The sequence below is a fragment of the Saccharopolyspora sp. SCSIO 74807 genome (assembly GCF_037023755.1).
Classification (GTDB): domain Bacteria; phylum Actinomycetota; class Actinomycetes; order Mycobacteriales; family Pseudonocardiaceae; genus Saccharopolyspora_C; species Saccharopolyspora_C galaxeae.
The window spans coordinates 4,632,847-4,651,034 of record NZ_CP146100.1 but is presented as its reverse complement, the minus strand read 5'-3'; the positions used below and the strand labels follow the sequence as shown (position 1 = coordinate 4,651,034).

Genomic DNA, 18,188 nt, shown 5'->3' with positions numbered 1-18,188 from the left:
TCAGCTCATCGCCCGCGCCGGGTGGCTGAGCACGTGTTCGCGGAACCGCTCCGAGGCGGGCGGCAGCGCGCGGCCCGCGAGCCAGGCCAACCCGATGTCGCGGCTGCTTTCCACGTCGGTGACCTCCAAGTGCGGCGTCGGCGGCTCGGTCGTGGACGGCGGGTCCGTGGCCGTCTGCGGCAGCGGCAGCAGCGAAACGCCCAGACCGGCGGTGACCAGGCCGCGCAGGGTGTCGACCTCCTCGCCCTCGAAGCCGATGCCGGGGGTGAAACCGACCTGCCCGCACAGGTCCTCGGTCCGCGCGCGCAGCCCGTACCCCTGGCGCAGCAGGATGAACGTCTCCCCGGCGGCTTCGGCGAGCCGCACCCGCCTGCGCCGGGCCAGCCGGTGCTGCGGCGGGACGGCCAGCCGCAGCGGTTCCACCAGCAACCGCTGCCAGCGGATCAGCGGATCGCCCGGATCACCGCTGGTGATCACCAGGTCGGCGGTGCCGTCCAGCAGCTCGCGGCGCAGCGCCTCCTCGCCGTGCTGGCGCAGCTGGAAGCGGGTGCGCGGGTACTGCTCGCGGAAACCGCTCAGCAGCGGCGGAACCAGCCAGGTCCCCAAGGTGTGCAGGAACGCCAGCGGGATCACGCCCGCCTCGGGGTCGACGGTTTCGGCGACGGCTCGTCCGGCGCGGTCGTACTGCTCCAAGATGGTGTCCGCGTACTCCTTGAACACCCGGCCCGCGGTGGTCAGCCGCAGCGACCGGCCGACCCGCTGGAACAACGCCGCGCCGAGGTCGTGCTCCAGCCGGCCCAGCGCGCGGGACAACGCCGACTGCGTGAGGTGCGCGCGGGATGCGGTGCCGGTCACCGTCGCCCCGTCGGCGACCTCCTGGAAGTAGCGCAAGACCTGCAGTTCCATGGCACTCATGCTCCCACCGCATGAGGCTCAGGACATCCAGGCATTGGACGCATCAGGAGTACTGCGGCAGCCTGGAAGTGCAACCGGAAACGAGGGAGGTCGAACGTGACCACAGTGGCCGAGCAGCTGGTGCACACCTTGCGCAACGCAGGTGTCCGCCGGATCTACGGCATCGTCGGCGACAGCCTCAATCCGATCGTGGACGCGGTGCGCCGCACCGACGGGATCGAGTGGGTCCACGTTCGGCACGAGGAGACCGCGGCGTTCGCGGCCGCCGCCGAGGCCCAGGTCACCGGCGAGCTGGCGGTGTGCGCGGGCAGTTGCGGCCCGGGCAACCTGCACCTGATCAACGGCTTGTACGACGCGCACCGCAGCGGCGCCCCGGTGCTGGCCATCGCCTCGCACATCCCGTCCGCGCAGATCGGCACCGGGTTCTTCCAGGAGACCCACCCCGACCGGTTGTTCCAGGAGTGCAGCCACTTCAGCGAGCTGGTGTCGCAGTCCGGGCAGATGCCGCGGCTGCTGCGCACCGCGATGCGGACCGCGCTGGGGCGCGGTGGCGTGTCGGTGCTGACGCTGCCCGGCGACGTCTCCGAGCAGAAGGCCGCACACCCCGGTCAGGAGCAGGTCACGCTTCCCCCGTCGGCGCCCGTCGTTCCGCGCGAGGAGCAGCTCGACGAACTCGCCGGACTGCTCGACGACAGCAAGAAGGTCATGCTGTTCTGCGGCGCGGGCTGCGCCCACGCGCACGACGAGGTAATGCAGCTGGCCGGGCGGCTGAACGCCCCGGTCGGGCACTCGCTCGGCGGCAAGGAGTGGATCCAGCACGACAATCCTTACGACGTCGGCATGAGCGGGCTGCTCGGTTACGGCGCCTGCCACGACGCGATGCACGAAGCCGACCGGGTCGTGCTGCTGGGCACCGACTTCCCCTACGACGACTTCCTGCCGCAGGCCAGGACCGTGCAGGTGGACATCGATCCGGAGCGGCTGGGTCGGCGCACCACGCTGGACCTCGGCGTGCACGGCGACGTCAAGGCGACGATCGACGGCCTGCTGCCGAAGCTGGCGCAGCGCACCGACCGCGAGTTCCTGGACCGGACGCTGCACGAGCACGCCCGCGCCCTGGAGAAGGTCGTCGACGCCTACACCACCAGGATCGAGGACCACAAACCGATCCACCCGGAGTACGCGGCGTCCATATTGGACGACGTCGCCGCCGACGACACCGTGTTCACAGTGGACACCGGGATGGGCAACGTGTGGGCGTCCCGGTACTTCACTCCGAACGGCAAGCGCCGCGTCGTCGGTTCGTTCCGGCACGGCAGCATGGCCAACGCGCTGCCGCACGCGATCGGGGCGCAGCTGGCCGAGCCCGGCAGGCAGGTCGTCTCGGTCTCCGGCGACGGCGGGCTGGCCATGCTGATGGGCGATCTGCTCACGCTCGCCGCCTACGATCTGCCGGTGAAGGTGGTGCTGTTCAACAACGCCAGCCTCGGCATGGTCAAGCTGGAGATGATGGTCGACGGGCTGCCGGACTACGAGACCGACCACGCGCCGGTCGACTTCAGCGCCATCGCCGAAGCCTGCGGGATCCGCTCGCGGCGGGTGACCGAGCCCGGCGACGTCCGCGGGGCGCTGAGCAAGTCGCTGGCCGAGCCGGGGCCCGCGGTGGTCGAGCTGGTCACCGACCCGAACGCGCTGTCCATCCCGCCCAAGATCAGCCGCGAGATGGTGCGCGGATTCGCGCTGGCCGCGGGCAAAACCGTGCTCAGCGGCGGTGTCGGCAAGATGCTCGACCTGGCGCGCAGCAACCTGCGCAACATCCCGCGGCCGTGACCGGATGCGGCGCCCTCGCCCGCGACGCCGGGCGAGGGCGCCGGTTCATCGCCGCCGCACTCATCCGTCCTGTTCGGACAGTGACGCGTAATCGGTGCGCAGCTGCCGTTTCAGGATCTTGCCGCTGGGGTTCTTCGGCAGCGCATCGGTGAACACGACGTACTTCGGCCGCTTGAACCCGGCCAGCCTGCCGGAAAGGTGCGTGCGGACGTCCTCGCCGGTGAGCGCGACGCCGTCCTTGAGCACCACGACCGCGGTGACCGCCTCGACCCAACGCGGGTGGGCGATGCCGAACACCGCGACCTCGGCCACCCCGGCGAGTTCGTAGACGGCCTCCTCCACTTCGCGGCTGGCGACGTTCTCCCCGCCGGTTTTGATCATGTCCTTCTTCCGGTCGACCACCGAGAGGTAGCCGTCCGCGGTCAAGGTGCCGAGGTCGCCGGTGTGGAACCAGCCGTTGCGGAAGACCTCCGCGGTCTTGTCCGGGTCGTCGTAGTAGCCCAGCGCGGCATGGGGGCTGCGGTGCACGATCTCCCCGACCTCGCCCGGTGCGACGGGTTCGTCGCGCTCGTCGACGATCCGAGTCTCCACATTGGTCGCCGCGACACCCGCGCTGCCCGCCTGTTCCAGCTGCTCGTGCGGGCGCAGGATCGTGGCCAGCGGGGCCATCTCGGTCTGCCCGTAGAAGTTCCACAGCGCCACGCCGGGCAACCGCTCCCGCAGCTCCCGCAGGATCTCCACCGGCATCGGCGACGCGCCGTAGTAACCCTTGCGCAGACTGGACAAGTCCGTCTTGTCGAAATCCGGGTGGCGCAGCAGCGAAATCCACGCGGTAGGCGGGCAGAACAGCTTGGTGACCCGCTCCCGCTCGATCGTCGCCAGCAGCGCCGCCGGGTCGGGGCCGGGCAGGATGACGTTGGTCGCGCCGAGGTAGACGTCGGTGGAGAAGAAGCAGTCCAGCTGCGCGCAGTGGAACATCGGCAGCGCGTGCACCTCGACGTCGTCGGCGCTCATGCCGCCGTCGACGATGCAGCTGACGTACTGCGCGATCAGCGAGCGGCTGCTGAGCATCGCGCCCTTCGGCCGCGACTCGGTGCCCGAGGTGTACATCAGCCGCAGCGGGTCGTCATCGGCGATGAGCACGTCGGGGGCGTGCGCCGGGCCGTCCTGCCACCAGGGGTCCACGCTTTCCCACCCGGGCGACGGGTCCTGGCCGCCGAGCGGGATCCAGCCGCGGACGCCACCGCGGACATCGGCCTGGTGCAGCGCCTGCTCGGCCGTGGTGCCCAGCGAATCCTCGACGATCACGCCGCCGGCCCCGGAATGGCCGAGGATGTAGGCGATCTCGTCGGCGGTGAGCATGAAGTTGATCGGCACCAGCACCACGCCCAGCTTCGCGGTGGCGAACGCGATCACCGCGAACTGCCACGAATTGCGGCTCAGCAGCGCCAGCCGGTCGCCCTTGACCAGCCCGCGCTCGGCCAGCGCGTGCGCGGTCCGGTTCACCGCGGCGTCGAACTCCGCGTAGCTGAACCGCTGCTCACCGGCCACCACGGCGAGCTTGTGCGGGTTGCGCCGGGCGGTCCGGTGCAGGAGATCGCCGATCGCGTGCTGGCGTGCGCGCGCCACGGACTCGTCTTCGGCCATGCTGTCTCCGGCCATGCTGGGCCCCCGCTTTCCCGCGACGCTGCGGCACCGATCGATGTCGCTGCCACTACATCGGACAGTGCCGCCCGGGGGCAAGGCAGTGGGGGTTCCGGCGTTACCCGGCTCGACAGGCCCTCCCACATCCCCGCCCGCACCTGTTGCATTGCCGGTGCCGCGCGCCGGGACCGGCGGCCGCGCTCCGCAGGGATCGAGCCTGCCGGGACACCGCGCCGGGCCGGTAATGACCGGACCGCGCAGCGGGTATGCCGCGCGGAAGGACTCTCGTTGGATTGGAAGAGCTGCAATGCGAGCGACTGTGATTCACGGTGCCGGTGACGTGCGAGTGGAACACGTGCCGGACCCGAAGCTGCACGAGCCCACCGACGCCGTCGTGCGGGTGCTGCGCTCCTGCATCTGCGGCAGCGACCTGTGGCCGTACGGGTCGATGGGACCTTCGCAGCAGGGCGAGCGCATCGGGCACGAATTCCTCGGCGTCGTCGAAGAGACCGGCTCGGACGTAACCGGGCTCAAGGCTGGAGACGTGGTCGTATCGCCGTTCGTATGGGCGGACAACACCTGCGACTTCTGCGCCGAGGGCCTGCAAACCTCCTGCCGCCACGGCGGAATGTGGGGCGTGGGCGATGTGGACGGTTGCCAGGGCGAGGCCGTGCGCGTCCCGCAAGCTCAAGGCACGTTGGTGAAGCTGCCGGTCGGTGAGGATTCGGAGCTGCTGCCCTCGCTGCTGACGCTGTCCGATGTGTTCCCCACCGGCCACCACAGCGCCGTGACCGCGGGAGTCGGGCCGCGCACGTCGGTGACCGTGATCGGCGACGGCGCGGTCGGGCTCTGCGCGGTGCTGGCGGCCAAGCGGCTCGGCGCCGAGCGGATCGTGCTGATGGGCAGGCACACCGACCGCACCGACCTCGGCCGCGAGTTCGGCGCCACCGACGTCGTCGCGGAGCGGGGCGCGGAGGGCGCCGCGCGGGTGCGCGACCTGACCGGCGGCGACGGCACGCACACCGTGCTGGAATGCGTGGGCTTGGAACCGGCGCTGGAGACCGCGCTCGAGGTGGTCCGGGACGGCGGTGCGGTCAGCCGGGTCGGTGCGCCGCAGTACGAGCAGGTGCCGATGGGCGCGGGCACGTTCTTCCGCAACATCACGCTCACCGGCGGTGTCGCGCCGGCCCGCGCCTACGTGGAGGACCTGCTGCCCGACGTGCTCATCGGCAGGGTCCAGCCCGGCAAGGTGTTCGACCGGACCGTCGGTCTCGACGACGTCCCCGCGGGCTACCGGGCGATGGCCGACCGGGAGGCGCTGAAGGTCCTCGTGCAGCCCTGATCCGCCCGCGGCGCGGTGCCCGCTGCCACGTGGACATCGCGCCGCGAGAACGCTCGCCGTAGCGGCGGGGTCCACATCGGACTGCGGTAGAGCGGTCCGTGTTCTCAGCGCTTGCCCGAATTCGGCTCTGCCGCCGGTTGTCTGCGCTGAACGAGCTCAACCACAGGCGCTCAGCCGTCTTTGATCTTCTTCATGGTCAGGTGCGACGTGATCCGCAGGACGCCGGACAGACCGCTGAGCTTGCCGGTCTGGAACGCCTCGTAGGCGGCGTGATCGGCCACCGCGACGCGGAGGAAGTAGTCGGGGCGGCCGAACAACTTGCGGAATTCGATGACCTCTTCGTAGCCGGACACGGTGTCCTCGAAAGCCTCGATGGTCTTCAGGTCGGTGGCGTAGACCTCGACCTCGATCAGCACTTCCAAGCCGCGACCGAGGGCGTCCGGGTCGATGACCGCCCGGTACCCGCTGATCACCCCGGATTCTTCCAGCCGCTTGACCCGGCGCAGGCACGGCGGCGGGGTCAGCCCCACCCGCTTGGCCAGTTCGACGTTGGTCAGCCGACCGTCCTGACGCAGGTGGAACAAAATTTCACGGTCGGTCGGGTCCAGGTCGATAGCATTGCTCACAGGGCGAGTGTAGCGGCATATCAGGAAACCATATGACGCGGGTTTTCTCCTAAAATTCCCCGCATGAGCACTCCGGTCGTCATCAGGGACCCCGACCGCCCGTCGAGAACACCGGAAGCCTTGGCCGCGCTCAAGGATTCCGGCTCGGTCGGGCTCGGGCTCGTGCCGATCGGGCTCGCGTTCGGCGTGCTGCTGAGCCATTCGGGGCTGGCGTGGTGGTGGGCCACCGCGTGCGCCGCGCTCATCTACGCCGGATCGTTCGAGTTCCTGCTCGTCGGCCTGGTCACGGCCGCGGCGCCGCTGTCGTCGATCGCGCTGACCGCGTTGCTGGTCAACCTCCGGCACGTGTTCTACGCGTTGTCGTTCCCGCTGCACCGGGTCCGGGGCAGCCTCGGCAAGACCTACAGCACCTTCGCGCTGACCGACGAGGCGTATGCGCTGACCACGACCGAACACGCCCGCGACTGGACCGGTGCGCACATCCTGTGGCTGCAGGGGTTCACGCACCTGTATTGGGTGGGCGCAGCGACCGCGGGCGCGCTGCTCGGCTCGTTCATCCCCGACGGCGTCACCGGGATGGACTTCGCGATGACCGCGCTGTTCGCCGTGCTCGCGATCGACGGCGTGCGCTCCAGCCGGAACGACCTGCCGACTCCGCTGCTGGCCGTGCTCAGCGCACTCGTGGCCCGGCTGGTCACGCCCGGCCAGCTGCTGCCGGTCGCGTTCACCCTGTTCACCGCCGGGCTCGTGGCCCGCTACCTCGCCAGGACCCGCCATGCCTGAAACCGGTTATCTGCTCGCCGCCGTGGCCGTTTCCGCCGCGGTCACCTGGGGTCTGCGCGCGCTGCCGTTCGCGGCGCTGTCCCAGCTGCGTGCCAGCCCGGTCGTGCACTTCCTGAGCACCAGGATGCCCGCCGGGGTCATGCTGATCCTGCTCGTCTACTCGCTGCCCGACCTCGCTCCGTCCGAGCCGTCTTCGCTGATCCCGCTGGTGGCGCTGGCGGTCACCATCGGCCTGCACCTGTGGCGCCGCAATCCGCTGCTGAGCATCCTCGCCGGAACCGTGGTGCACGTCGTCCTGGCCAGCACCCTCGGCTGATCACGCGCAGCCTCGATCACGGAGCGATCGGGCGGAAGCGGTAGGTCTCGCCGTGGCTGAGGTAGCGGAATTCCGCCGCTGTCGCGGATTCCGCCGCGGCTGCCTTGATGTCGTCCAGTCCGGACTGGAACACGGAGAAGTCGTTGTAATGGATGGGCACGGCGACCCGGGGTTCTACGATCTCCACGGCCCGGACGGCTTGTTCGCCGGTCATGGTGACCACGATGCCCAGCAGTGTGGTCCCGCCCGCGTGCACCAGCGCCAGGTCGATCCCGGGAAACCGCTGCGGGATGTCGTGCAGCCGATCGTGCAGCAACGTGTCCCCGCTGATGTAGAGCCGGAAATCCGCCGCGTCGCCGCGCCCGAAGTCCAGCACGCTGCCCATCGTGGGCGGCAGCATCCCGGCCACCGCATCCGGATCGTGCTTGGCGGGCATCGCGGTGACGCGCACTTGCGCATCCCCCTTCGTCACCAGCTGGGATTGCCAGGTGTCCAGCGCGTGGCCCGCGGTGAAGCCCTGCTCGGAAAGCAGGCCGACCGCGTGTCCGGTGCTGATGATGGGCGTGCCCGGGTCCAGTTCGGCAGCGGCCACATCGTCGAAATGATCGCCGTGGTGGTGCGAGAGCACGATGAAGTCCAGCTCCGGAAGATCGGCGATCTGGCAGGACGGTTCGACTTCGCGCCGGGCGTACATGCCGTGGCCGAGGTGCACGTGATCGCCTTGGTGCAGGAAGGCCGGGTCGGTGAGGATCGTGAACCCGCCGTAGCGGATCAGCGTGGTGGCGTTCCCGATGAAGTGGACGCTGCCCTCGCTGAAGTCGGCGGAACCTCCCACCGGCAACGCCAACGGTGCGTGCACGACTACACCCCTCACTCCGCCGAACCCTGCTGACTCGGCTCGGCCTACCCGGCCGGAACCGTCCCGCAAACAGCGCGCCGACGCCGCTGGTCGGATACGGAGTGAACGGGCCGGTCGCCGCTTCCTGCCGGGCCGGCGGCACGCTCGCTCAGGCCGATCCGCGCCGACGAACCCGGGTGGCGATGCGGCACGCGATGTTGGCGCAACCGGCCCACGGCGCACTGCCTGATCGTTATGGTGTTCGCGAGGTGTGTCGTTGGCGGATCTCGCCGTGGAGATCGACCACCGCGATCTCGCGGGAGCGGTCGTCGGTGCAGGGCATCGGCTGACTGCGTCTCGCTGCGGGGTTGGTTGGTCGTAGGGGGTTTGCAGGCGTGGAGTGGGACATTCACCCGGAGCAGGTCCGGGGTGTGCTGGCGCGCACGGCGAACGTGGCCGGGGAGTTCGACCCGCATGTGACCGCGATGCGCTCGGAGATCGAGGGCGCGGCCGGGCAGGCCTCGTCCGGGATCATCGGGCAAGCCCTGGCCGGGTTCGCCGAAGCGCGTGGGCCGGACATGCAGTTCGTGTTCTCCCGCATCCAGTCCGCGATCGGCGGCGCCTCGACCGCGGTCGGGGCGTATCTGCAGGGTGACCACGACATGGTCCTCAACGCCCAACGCGGCGTCGCCTCGGCTCCCGATCCACGGGCACACATGCCGGGAGGACGGCGGTGATCAACCCCGGCGCGATTCCACAGATCCCCGGCGACATGGACACCCTCGCCGCCCACGCGGCCGGATTACGGACTGCTGGCACGGGTTTCGCTGACACCGGCGCGGACGTGCATGCCACCTGGCAAGGCCTCGCACCCGCCTACCTGGCGCCGGAATCCGAGCAGTTGTTGCAGGCCACCCGGCCGGTCACCGAGACCGCCGGCAACGTCGGCCGCGACGTCGAGCAGGTCGCCGGGGCGTTGCAGCGCTACGCCGACGAAGTCCGCCCCATCCAACAACGCCTCCGGGACTTGAAGGCGCAGGCCGAGCAGCTGGTCGCCGACATCCACGCCTACGAAAACCAGAAACCGTCCACCTCAGAGATGGCCGCCTCGGCCAAAACCGGCATCGTCCCCGACAAAGACTGGACCGACGACAGCGACCTCACCGACCGCGACGCCCAGTTGATGTCCGCGGTCAACCAAGCCATCGCCGACTGGACCGCCGCCCAACGCCGCTGCGCCAACACCATCACCGGGTTGTACGGCGGCCAGCACTACACCACCGACAACGCTGACGGACAGCACACCCGCAGTGAGTACGGCTACTCGGCCGACCAACTCACCGCCGCCGCCGGTAGCGACCAAGGCTTGCCCTGGGGCCACACCGAAGACACCAGCAACCCCCTCGCCGACCTCGGCCACACCGCACTCGACCTCGGCGGCCTCATCCCCGGCATCGGCGAACTCGCCGACGGCGCCAACGCCGCCTGGTACGCCGCCGAAGGCGACCACCTCAACGCCAGCCTCTCAGCCGCCGCCATGATCCCCATCGGCGGCTGGGCCGCCACCGGCAGCAAGTTCGCCGGAAAAGGCGTCAAAGCCGTCACCGAAGGCACTGACGAAGCCGCCGAAGCAACCGCGAAGAACCTCGATGAGGCCGATGCGGTGACCGGGGTGCCGCTGCGTGAGGTGGATGGCCGGGCGCAGGAGTTGCAGAACAGCTTGCCGGAGAACACCCGGGGTCGTGTCACGATCGGGTTCGGCGTCGGCCGGGACGCCGACGGCAATGTTCGCAACGTGGTCGGCTCCAGCGAGCGCAACGGCTATCTGCGCAAACCGGTCGCGGAATCCCTCGGGGAGTCCGACGAAGTCGCGAGCGCGCGCGGTAACATGCACGCGGAACAACGAATCGTGTCCCATATGGAGCGAGAAGGCATCACGCCCGGCTCAGTAGGTGCTGGTCGCCCCATTTGCCACCAATGCGAACCGGTCATTCGTGACGCTGGCGCTTCGCCAGCAAGCCCACTCAAGGGAGCGCCGCCTCGTGGTCAATCGCCTTAGCCTCGTAGACGCCACCCTCGCAGACCGGATCAGCGCAGCTGGGCCGGAGGCGCAGCGCGCGGTCGCACGCAACGTGGCGCTCGCTGCGGCCGAGCACGTCGGCCTCGATGACGAGCGGTTGGCCTCGATCTTGGCCATTCTGCGGGCTGACGTGAGTGAGGCGCCCGATCTCACCAGGGCGAACGCAGCTGTGGAAGACCTCGACAACGCGGCCTTCGACGCACAAGACCGGGTCGACGACGGCACTGGTTCCGACGACGACTATGCCCGCGCATTCGCCAAGGCTCGCGCCGCAACCGCGCTGGTCGCTGCCTTCGCTGACGATCCGGCAGAAGGTGCCGAAGACGCCATCTACGAGGCATACCACGCCACAGACGAGGACATGGGACCTCTTCGCGACACGATCGAGCAAGTACTTTCATAGATCGAAATTGCCGACCCCATCCCATAGAACAGGTTTCGAGCTGACCTGAACTTGTCGCTCGCACAACTACGAGCGGTGTGATCACGTGATCCGACGTTTTTCAGCCGAAGAGTTGGGCCAGGTGTTCGGTGCATATCTGAACCAGTACTTTATAGATGAATACGACGGTCCATGGGACGCGGTTCAGGACTTTTGCGCCGGGCACCCGCCCGAGTCGGTGGCGCACGCCGACGAACAGGTCCGGACACTTCTCGAAAGAGATAGCGCTGAGCACCGACCCGAAGCTGCTACGGAAGTTGGAGCTGGAGTACCACCCTCCCGCGGACGGCTGGAGCTACCGTGGGTGGCGGACCGAGCTAAGTGTCTTCCTGCGCGCACAGGCTTCCATACCGCGTGCATGAGCAGAACGCGCGCGCCTTGTCGCGTATCTCAGCTCCGATCGCTCGATCTTGGGAACCTGCGAATTTCGACTCCTGGCATCAGCAGATCTGGCAGCGGCTAGCCGGCAGGACCGACAGTCCGCCTATTTCAGCTTTCCTGACGGCCGACGAACGGAGGTGGCGGTGCGCAATATTGGAAGGACCAGGAAGTGCGTCATGCAGTCGCTAGCAGCGACGAACACGTGCTGGATTCCATGACCTCGACGAAGGCATCCGCCGTGTGCACGGCACGGCTGAGCGGGGCAACACCGGCCCGCGCACGGAGCAGCAGGATGCTGCGCGGGGTCGCGTGCGAACCCTCGCTTGGTGCAAGATCTCACCTCCCAGCCGTGGTCCGCGGCCGGTGCTCGCATGTCCCGGGAGGTGCTGCCCATGACCCAGCGGTGCAAGCTCGCGCTCGCGAACAGTCCGCTGGTCACCGGCGCGTTGCGGCAGCTCACGACCGCCACCGGCCTGCCCGTCGTGTTCGGCGGGCCCGTGGGCGGTGACCGCGCGTTGCTGATCGACCAGCTCGGCGGCACCCGGACCCGCTCCTTGCAGCACCTGCGCGTGGACACGGGTGCGGGGCTGGGTGGCAAAGCCGTCGCGCTGGAGCGCCCGTCGACCGTCGTCGACTACCTGCACGCGCGCGGGATCACGCACAAGTACGACCGCGCCGTCGAGCCCGAGCAGCTGCGGGCGATGCTCGCCATCCCGGTCCGCGTCGATGCCGCCACGCGCGCGGTGCTCTACGCGGCGACCCGGGAGCAGACCTCGCTCGGTGACCGCACGCTGCGGGCCGCCGCCGGGGTGGCCGCGCGGCTGGAGCGGGACATCGAGGTGGAGGAAGAGGTCCGCCGCCGCGTCGCGGCTCCGCAGCAGGTCGCGGGCTCGGGACGGGGCACGGCTGCGCGGCAGGTGCCCGGCGACTCCGACGACCTGCACGCCGAACTGCTCGACATCGCGGGCCGGACCAGCGACGAGGATTCCCGCAACCGCCTGCTGGAACTGTGCGATCGATGGCGCGGGCAGCACGCCGAGCCCGGCGTCGAGCTGACACCGCGCGAGGTCGACGTGCTGCGCTGCGTCGCCGACGGCCACACCAACGACGAAGCCGCGGCGCACCTGGAGCTGCTGCCCAACACGGTCAAGTCCTACCTCAAGCACGCGATGCGCAAGCTCGGCGTCACCAACCGCATCCAGGCCGTGAACCGGGCGCGGTCGGCCGGCCTGCTGTGACGCCCACCCCCGTTGTGGGGTGGTACCGGAACCGGTCCCGGAGCACGATGCGCGCGTCGGGCAGAGCAGCCCGTGCTGACGAAGGGGCCAACATGTTCTACGACCTCGGCATCCGCGATTTCCTGGACCGCGCGGAGACGGTGTACCCGGACCGGGTCGCGGTGGTCGACGAACCCGACCAGCCCGCGCACTCGTGGGGATCGCTGACCTACCGCGAACTCGCCCGCCGGGCCAGGGCGCAGGCGGCGAACTTGGACGCGCTGGAGGTCCCCGCCGGTGGCCGCGTCGCGATCGTCTCGCACAACGCCGCCCGGCTGCTGACGTCGTTCTTCGGGGTCTCCGGCTGGGGCCGGGTGCTGGTGCCGGTGAACTTCCGGCTGGCCGCCGCCGAGGTGCAGTACATCGTGGAGCACTCCGGGGCGGAAGTGCTGCTGGTCGATCCCGAGCTCAGGCCGCTGCTGGAGGAGGTCACCGCGAAGCACGTGTTCGTGCTCGGCGAGGACGACGAGCACGTGTTCGGCGGTGATCGCCGGCCGCTTCCGTGGGCGGGCGACGAGAACGCGACCGCGACGCTGAACTACACCTCCGGCACCACCGCACGACCCAAGGGCGTGCAGCTGACCCACCGCAACCTTTGGCTCAACGCCACCGTTTTCGGCCTGCACACCACATTGGACGACAACGACGTGCTGCTGCACACGCTGCCGATGTTCCACGCCAACGGCTGGGGGATGCCCTACGCCGTCACCGGTCTCGGCGGGCAGCACGTGGTGCTGCGCAAGGTCGACGGGCACGAGATCCTGCGCCGCATCGAGCAGCACGGCGTGACGATCATGTGCGCGGCTCCCGCCGTCGTTTCCGCGGCGCTCGACGCCGCGCAGAGCTGGGACGGCGAGGTGCCCGGGCGCGACAGGGTGCGGATCGTGGTCGCCGGTGCGCCGCCGCCGACGCGCACCATCGAGCGGATCCGCGCCGAGCTGGGCTGGGAGTTCATCCAGATCTACGGGCTCACCGAGACCTCTCCCCTGCTGACGGTCAATCGGATGCGCAGCGAGTGGGCCGAGCTGACGCCGAACGAGCAGGCCGCGCGGCTCGGCCGCGCCGGGACTCCGGCGCTGGGCGTGCGGGTCGGCATCGACTCCGAAGGCGAGGTGCTGACCCAATCGAACACGAACCTCGACGGCTACTGGGAGAACCCGGAGGAAACCGCCAGGGTGCAGGCCGGGGGCTGGTTCCACACCGGCGACGGCGGGACGTTCACCGAGGGCTACCTCACCATTTCCGACCGGAAGAAGGACGTGATCATCTCCGGTGGCGAGAACGTGTCGTCCATCGAGGTCGAGGACGCGCTGAACTCGCATCCGGGCGTCCGCGAAGCGGCGGTGATCGGGATCCCGGACGAGAAGTGGGGCGAGCTGGTCACCGCGCTGGTGGTGCGCTCGACGGACGCAGCGGACACGGCCACGGCCGAGGAGCTCATCGCGCACTGCCGAAAGCACCTCGCCGGGTACAAGTGCCCGAAGCGGGTCGACTTCCTCGGCGAGCTGCCGCGCACGGCGACCGGCAAGGTGCAGAAGTTCAAGCTACGCGAACCGTTCTGGCGCGACGCGGACCGGCAGATCAACTGATCCGGCCCGGGCGGCGGGAGCCCGGGCGGCCGGGCGCGGGAGGGCGGTGCCCGGCACGCCCGGCCGCTCGGCGGGAACCGGTCAGTTGCCGGACCAGCGCGGTCGCCGCTTCTCGGCGAACGCCCGCGGGCCCTCCGCTGCGTCCTGTGAGGACAGCATCCGCTGGTAGCCCGGCAGTCCGCGCATCCGGGCGAAACCGGCCTCGACCCCGCAGTCCTCGGTGGCCGCGGTGATCTCCGCAACGGCGGCCACCGCCAGCGGAGCCGACGCCGCGACCCGCTCGCCCCACGCGCGCGCCTCGTCGAGCAGCTCGGAAGCCGGGACCGCGCGGTTCACCAGGCCCCAGTGCTCGGCTTCCCGGGCGCCCATCCGCCGCCCGGTCAGCAACATGTCCATGGCCACCGGCCGCGGCAGCCGCCGGGGCAGCCGCAACACCCCGCCGGAATCCGGCACGATTCCCAAGCCCGTCTCCGGCAGCGCGAATTCCGCGTGCTCCGCGGCGACGATCAGGTCGGCCGCCAGCGCCAGTTCGAAACCGCCGCCCACCGCGAGGCCGTTCACCGCCGCGATCACTGGTTTGCCGACGTCGAAGAACTCGGTGAGCCCGGCGAATCCGCCCGGCCCGTGATCCGCGTCCACCGCTTCCCCGCCCGCGGCGGCCTTCAGGTCCCACCCGGCCGAGAAGAACCGGTCCCCGCCGCCAGTGATCACCGCGGCGCGCAGCTCGTCGTCGCGCCGAAGCCGGTCGAACGCGGCGTGCAGCTCGCGGCTGGTGGTCACGTCGATCGCGTTGGCCTTGGGCCGGTCCAGGGTCACCACCAGCACGGGGCCGGTCACGGCCACCCGGACCGGCGGTTCGTCGGTCTTTCCGCTCATCGCGCACCTTCCGTCGCGGTTCCGCCCAGCCTGACCAGCGCGTCCGCCGCCACCGCGCCACGGCCTGCGGGCAGCACCAGCAGGGGGTTGACGTCCATTTCCAGCAGCCGGTCGGCCTGCTCAGCGGCGAACCGGGCGATCGCGGCGACGGCCGAGACGACCGCGGGCACGTCGGCCGCCGGTGCGCCCCGGAATCCCGCCAGCAGCGGCCACACCCGCAGCGACCGCAGCGCGGTCTCGATGCGCTGCTCGGTCACCGGCGTCAGCAGCGTGACCGAGTCGCGCAGCACCTCCACCAGCACGCCGCCGGTGCCGATGGTCAGCACCTGGCCGAACCAGCGGTCCTGGTGCACTCCGACGATCAGTTCCGCCACCGCATCCGGCACCACGCGCTCGATCAGGAACGTCCCGGACAGCTGCGCCATGTCGCGCACCGCCCCGACGACCTGCTCGCGCTCGCGCAACCCGAGCCGGACGCCGCCGGCTTCGCTCTTGTGCGCCAGGGTCGGCGAAAGCGCCTTCGCGACCACCGGAAATCCGAGTTCCGCGGCGGCATCCCCGGCTGCTTCCGGGGAGTCGACGACCCGGCCCGCCGGGATGGAGAGGCCGTGCTCCGCGAGCGCTCGCTTGCCCGAACGCTCGTCCAGCTGTCGCTGCGGTTCGTCCGGCGGAGGATTACCGGGCTGCAACGGCGCGACATCACCTGTCGACTCGTGCGCCTTCCGCAGTGCCCCGGCCGCGGTGATCGCCGTGACAGCGGCGCGCAGGCCCTGCATCGGTGCGATGCCCTCGGTGAGCAACCGCCGGCCCAATGGCTCCGGAATCCCTTCCGGTAATGAGCTGACCACGCAGGTGACGGCGGGAACCGCGCGGTGCGCCGCGATCAGAGCGTCCACAGTGGTCTCCCACTGCTCCGGTTCGCACCGGTCCTGCCGCGGAATGTCCAGCAACAGCAGGTGCGCGTCGTATCCGCCGCCGAGGAATGCGGTGAAGCACTCGGTCTGCTCCTCGGACCGGCCCCAGATGTAGGCGTTGTAGTCGAGCGGGTTGCGCACCGACACCCGGGAACCGAGCACTTCGCGCAGCCGCTGCGCCGATTCCTCCGGCAGCGGCGGCATTTCCGCCCCGCCCGACTCGGCCAGGTCCGCCGCCAACGCGGCCTCACCGCCGGAACAGCTCGCCGAAGCGATCCGCACACCCGGCAACGTGCCGTGCACGTGCAGGAACTTCAGGGTTTCCACGAGTTCGCCCGGATCGCGCACGCGTGCCATCCCGTAGCGCTCGAAGAAGGCGTCGCAGAGCACGTCCGGCCCGGCCAGCGAACCGGTGTGGCTCAGCGCCGCGGCCGCACCGAGCTCGGAACCGCCGGTTTTGAGCACCACGATCGGAATTCCGCGCCGCGCGGCCGCGCACGCGGCCCGGGAGAGCCCGGCAGCGTCCGAGATGTCCTCCAGGTGCAGCCCTATCGCGGTGATCCGCGGATCGTCCAATGCGGACTCGATCAGCTCGGCCACACCGATCACCGCGCTGTTGCCCACGGTGATCAGTTGCGCGATCGGCAGCGAGCGCCGGTGCATGGAGATGTTCTGCGCGATGTTGCCGCTCTGGGTGATCAGCGCGACGCCGTCCTGCACCTGGGCTCCACCGTGCTGGTCCGGCCACATCGCCACGCCGTCCAAGTAGTTCAGCACGCCGATGCAGTTCGGTCCGATGACCGGCATTTCCCCTGCTGCGGCGACGAATTCGCGCTGCAGCCGGGCACCGTCCGCGTCGTGTTCGCCGAATCCGGCGGCATGGCACACGGCGCCACCCGCTCCCAGCTCGGCGAGTTCGCCGAGCAGCGACACCGTGATTTCCGGCCGCACGGCGAGGAAAGCCGCATCCGGTGCCGCGGGCAACGCTGCGATGTCCGGGTAGGACGGTATGCCTTCGATGCTGGTTCTCGTCGGGTGCACCGGCCAGATCCGCCCGGTGTAACCGACCCGGCGGCACTGCCGGACGCACTCGGCGGCCGCTTGCCCACCGAAGACCGCAAGGTGCCGCGGCGCCAGCAGCCGCCGCAGGTCCCGCCGCCTCATCACGACCCCAGCGGGCGCAGCATGGAGCGCGAAATGATGTGCCGCTGGATCTCGCTGGTGCCGTCCCAGATCCGCTCCACCCGGGCGTCCCGCCAGAAGCGCTCGATGGGCAGCTCGTCCATCAGCCCCATGCCGCCGAAGATCTGCACCGCCCGATCGGTGATCCGGGCCAGCGCCTCGCTCGCGTACAGCTTCGCCATCGCGGCATCGCGTTCGCTCATCCCGCCGTTGTCGAGGTTCGCCGCGGCGCGCAGCGTCAACAGCTCGGCCGCGTCCAGCTCGGTCGCCATGTCGGCGAGCTGGAAGCCCACCCCCTGCTTGCGTCCGATCGGCTCGCCGAACTGGTTGCGCTGCGCCGCCCACTCGGTGGCCAGCTCCAGCACCCGCCTGCCGCGTCCGACGCTCGTCGCCGCGACGCTCAGCCTGCTGGCGCCGAGCCACTCGTTCATCAGCTCGAAGCCACGCCCCTCGGCGCCGAGCCGCTGCGCCACCGGTACCCGGCAGTCCACGAAGGACAGTTCGCACTGGTGGTACCCGCGGTGCGACACGCACGAAGACCCGCGCCGCACTTCGACTCCAGGCGCGTCCAGATCTACCAGGAAAGCGGTGATCAGGTTGCGGCCGGGACGCTCGACTCCGGTTGCGGCGAACAGGATCACGAAATCCGCGGCGTCGGCGTGGCTGATGAAGTGCTTGGTGCCGTCGATGACGTAGTCGTCCCCGTCGCGCACCGCCTTGGTGGACATGGACCGCACGTCGGAACCGGCGCCGGGCTCGGTCATCGCCAGGCAGTCGTGGCGCTGCCCACGGATCGCGGGCAGCAGGTAGCGCTCGCGCTGCTCGCCTTCGCAAGCCTCCAAGATGTTGCTCGGGCGGGCGACCAGCGACTGCAACGCGTAGCTGGTCTTGCCGAGCTCGCGCTCGACCAGCGTCATGCTCACCGCGTCCAAGCCTGCGCCGCCCAGCTCCTCCGGCATGTTCGCGGCGTACAGACCGGCCTGCAAGGCTCGGTCGCGGATCCGCTCGGCCACCCCGTCCGGCACTCGGTCCAGGCGCTCCACCTGCTCCTCGTAGGGCTCCAACTCCGCGGCGGTGAACGAACGCACCGTGTCCACGATCATTCGTTGCTCGTCGGTGAGGCCGAAGTCCACGGCTACTCCTTAATCGTCCA

General features: G+C 70.0%; 17 protein-coding genes. 10 read left to right on the top strand and 7 right to left on the bottom strand.

The annotated features are described in order from the left end of the window. Entirely contained in the window at window positions 1-915 is a 915-nt protein-coding gene (locus V1457_RS21300; protein WP_338596281.1) for a LysR substrate-binding domain-containing protein, read from the bottom strand. A gap of 96 nt (window positions 916-1,011) precedes the next feature. Here V1457_RS21300 and V1457_RS21295 point away from each other — a divergent pair, with 96 nt between their 5' ends. Beyond that, the gene (locus tag V1457_RS21295) at window positions 1,012-2,745 is read left to right on the top strand and encodes a pyruvate dehydrogenase (RefSeq protein ID WP_338596279.1); all 1,734 of its coding nucleotides are present in this window, start codon (window positions 1,012-1,014) and stop codon (window positions 2,743-2,745) included. A 60-nt stretch (window positions 2,746-2,805) separates the two neighbouring features. Here the strand turns inward: V1457_RS21295 and V1457_RS21290 are convergent, their stop codons facing one another. Then, complete coding sequence (locus V1457_RS21290) at window positions 2,806-4,392, bottom strand: acyl-CoA synthetase (protein ID WP_338596277.1); 1,587 nt, start codon at window positions 4,390-4,392, stop codon at window positions 2,806-2,808. Window positions 4,393-4,696: 304 nt separating this feature from the next. Between V1457_RS21290 and V1457_RS21285 the strand changes: the two genes are divergently transcribed. Next, window positions 4,697-5,731, top strand: a complete 1,035-nt coding sequence (locus tag V1457_RS21285) for a zinc-binding dehydrogenase (protein ID WP_200070474.1) — start codon at window positions 4,697-4,699, stop codon at window positions 5,729-5,731. Between the two features lie 170 nt (window positions 5,732-5,901). Here the strand turns inward: V1457_RS21285 and V1457_RS21280 are convergent, their stop codons facing one another. Further along, window positions 5,902-6,357 (bottom strand): Lrp/AsnC family transcriptional regulator, encoded by a 456-nt coding sequence (locus tag V1457_RS21280; RefSeq protein WP_200070475.1) that lies wholly within the window; start codon window positions 6,355-6,357, stop codon window positions 5,902-5,904. A gap of 63 nt (window positions 6,358-6,420) precedes the next feature. Between V1457_RS21280 and V1457_RS21275 the strand changes: the two genes are divergently transcribed. After that, window positions 6,421-7,140, top strand: a complete 720-nt coding sequence (locus V1457_RS21275; RefSeq protein ID WP_338596273.1) for an AzlC family ABC transporter permease — start codon at window positions 6,421-6,423, stop codon at window positions 7,138-7,140. After that, window positions 7,133-7,456, top strand: coding sequence for a branched-chain amino acid transporter permease (locus tag V1457_RS21270; protein WP_295146052.1), 324 nt, complete (start codon window positions 7,133-7,135; stop codon window positions 7,454-7,456). The genes V1457_RS21275 and V1457_RS21270 overlap by 8 nt, the downstream gene beginning before the upstream one ends. Window positions 7,457-7,472: 16 nt before the next feature. Here V1457_RS21270 and V1457_RS21265 read toward each other — a convergent pair whose 3' ends face one another. Then, complete coding sequence (locus V1457_RS21265) at window positions 7,473-8,315, bottom strand: MBL fold metallo-hydrolase (protein ID WP_200070478.1); 843 nt, start codon at window positions 8,313-8,315, stop codon at window positions 7,473-7,475. A 374-nt stretch (window positions 8,316-8,689) separates the two neighbouring features. On the opposite strand from V1457_RS21265, the gene V1457_RS21260 reads away from it, so the two are divergent. The 6 genes from V1457_RS21260 to V1457_RS21240 all read left to right on the top strand — a co-directional run bounded on the left by V1457_RS21260 (window position 8,690) and on the right by V1457_RS21240 (window position 14,063). After that, window positions 8,690-9,031, top strand: a complete 342-nt coding sequence (locus tag V1457_RS21260) for a DUF6507 family protein (protein ID WP_338596268.1) — start codon at window positions 8,690-8,692, stop codon at window positions 9,029-9,031. Beyond that, window positions 9,028-10,353: a hypothetical protein gene (locus V1457_RS21255; RefSeq protein ID WP_338596267.1), complete on the top strand. Its 1,326-nt coding sequence runs from the start codon at window positions 9,028-9,030 to the stop codon at window positions 10,351-10,353. Before V1457_RS21260 ends, V1457_RS21255 begins: the two co-directional genes overlap by 4 nt. Continuing rightward, complete coding sequence (locus tag V1457_RS21250; protein ID WP_338596265.1) at window positions 10,337-10,777, top strand: hypothetical protein; 441 nt, start codon at window positions 10,337-10,339, stop codon at window positions 10,775-10,777. The genes V1457_RS21255 and V1457_RS21250 overlap by 17 nt, the downstream gene beginning before the upstream one ends. Window positions 10,778-10,862: 85 nt before the next feature. Next, a complete protein-coding gene (locus tag V1457_RS30645; protein ID WP_407074707.1) occupies window positions 10,863-11,279 on the top strand; it encodes a contact-dependent growth inhibition system immunity protein in 417 nt (138 codons plus the stop codon). 310 nt (window positions 11,280-11,589) lie between these two features. After that, on the top strand, window positions 11,590-12,435 hold the full coding sequence (locus tag V1457_RS21245) for a helix-turn-helix transcriptional regulator (RefSeq protein ID WP_295146159.1): 846 nt from the start codon (window positions 11,590-11,592) through the stop codon (window positions 12,433-12,435). Between the two features lie 92 nt (window positions 12,436-12,527). Then, window positions 12,528-14,063 carry an AMP-binding protein gene (locus V1457_RS21240; protein ID WP_338596264.1) on the top strand — a complete coding sequence of 512 codons (1,536 nt, stop codon included), beginning with the start codon at window positions 12,528-12,530 and terminating at the stop codon, window positions 14,061-14,063. An 81-nt stretch (window positions 14,064-14,144) separates the two neighbouring features. On the opposite strand, the gene V1457_RS21235 is transcribed toward V1457_RS21240, so the two are convergent. The 3 genes from V1457_RS21235 to V1457_RS21225 are packed head-to-tail and all read right to left on the bottom strand — an operon-like array spanning window position 14,145 to window position 18,168. Then, window positions 14,145-14,939: an enoyl-CoA hydratase-related protein gene (locus V1457_RS21235; RefSeq protein ID WP_338596263.1), complete on the bottom strand. Its 795-nt coding sequence runs from the start codon at window positions 14,937-14,939 to the stop codon at window positions 14,145-14,147. Beyond that, window positions 14,936-17,017 carry an acetate--CoA ligase family protein gene (locus tag V1457_RS21230; protein WP_338596262.1) on the bottom strand — a complete coding sequence of 694 codons (2,082 nt, stop codon included), beginning with the start codon at window positions 17,015-17,017 and terminating at the stop codon, window positions 14,936-14,938. Before V1457_RS21230 ends, V1457_RS21235 begins: the two co-directional genes overlap by 4 nt. Continuing rightward, window positions 17,017-18,168 carry an acyl-CoA dehydrogenase family protein gene (locus V1457_RS21225; RefSeq protein ID WP_338596261.1) on the bottom strand — a complete coding sequence of 384 codons (1,152 nt, stop codon included), beginning with the start codon at window positions 18,166-18,168 and terminating at the stop codon, window positions 17,017-17,019. The genes V1457_RS21230 and V1457_RS21225 overlap by 1 nt, the downstream gene beginning before the upstream one ends. Window positions 18,169-18,188: the final 20 nt, after the last annotated feature.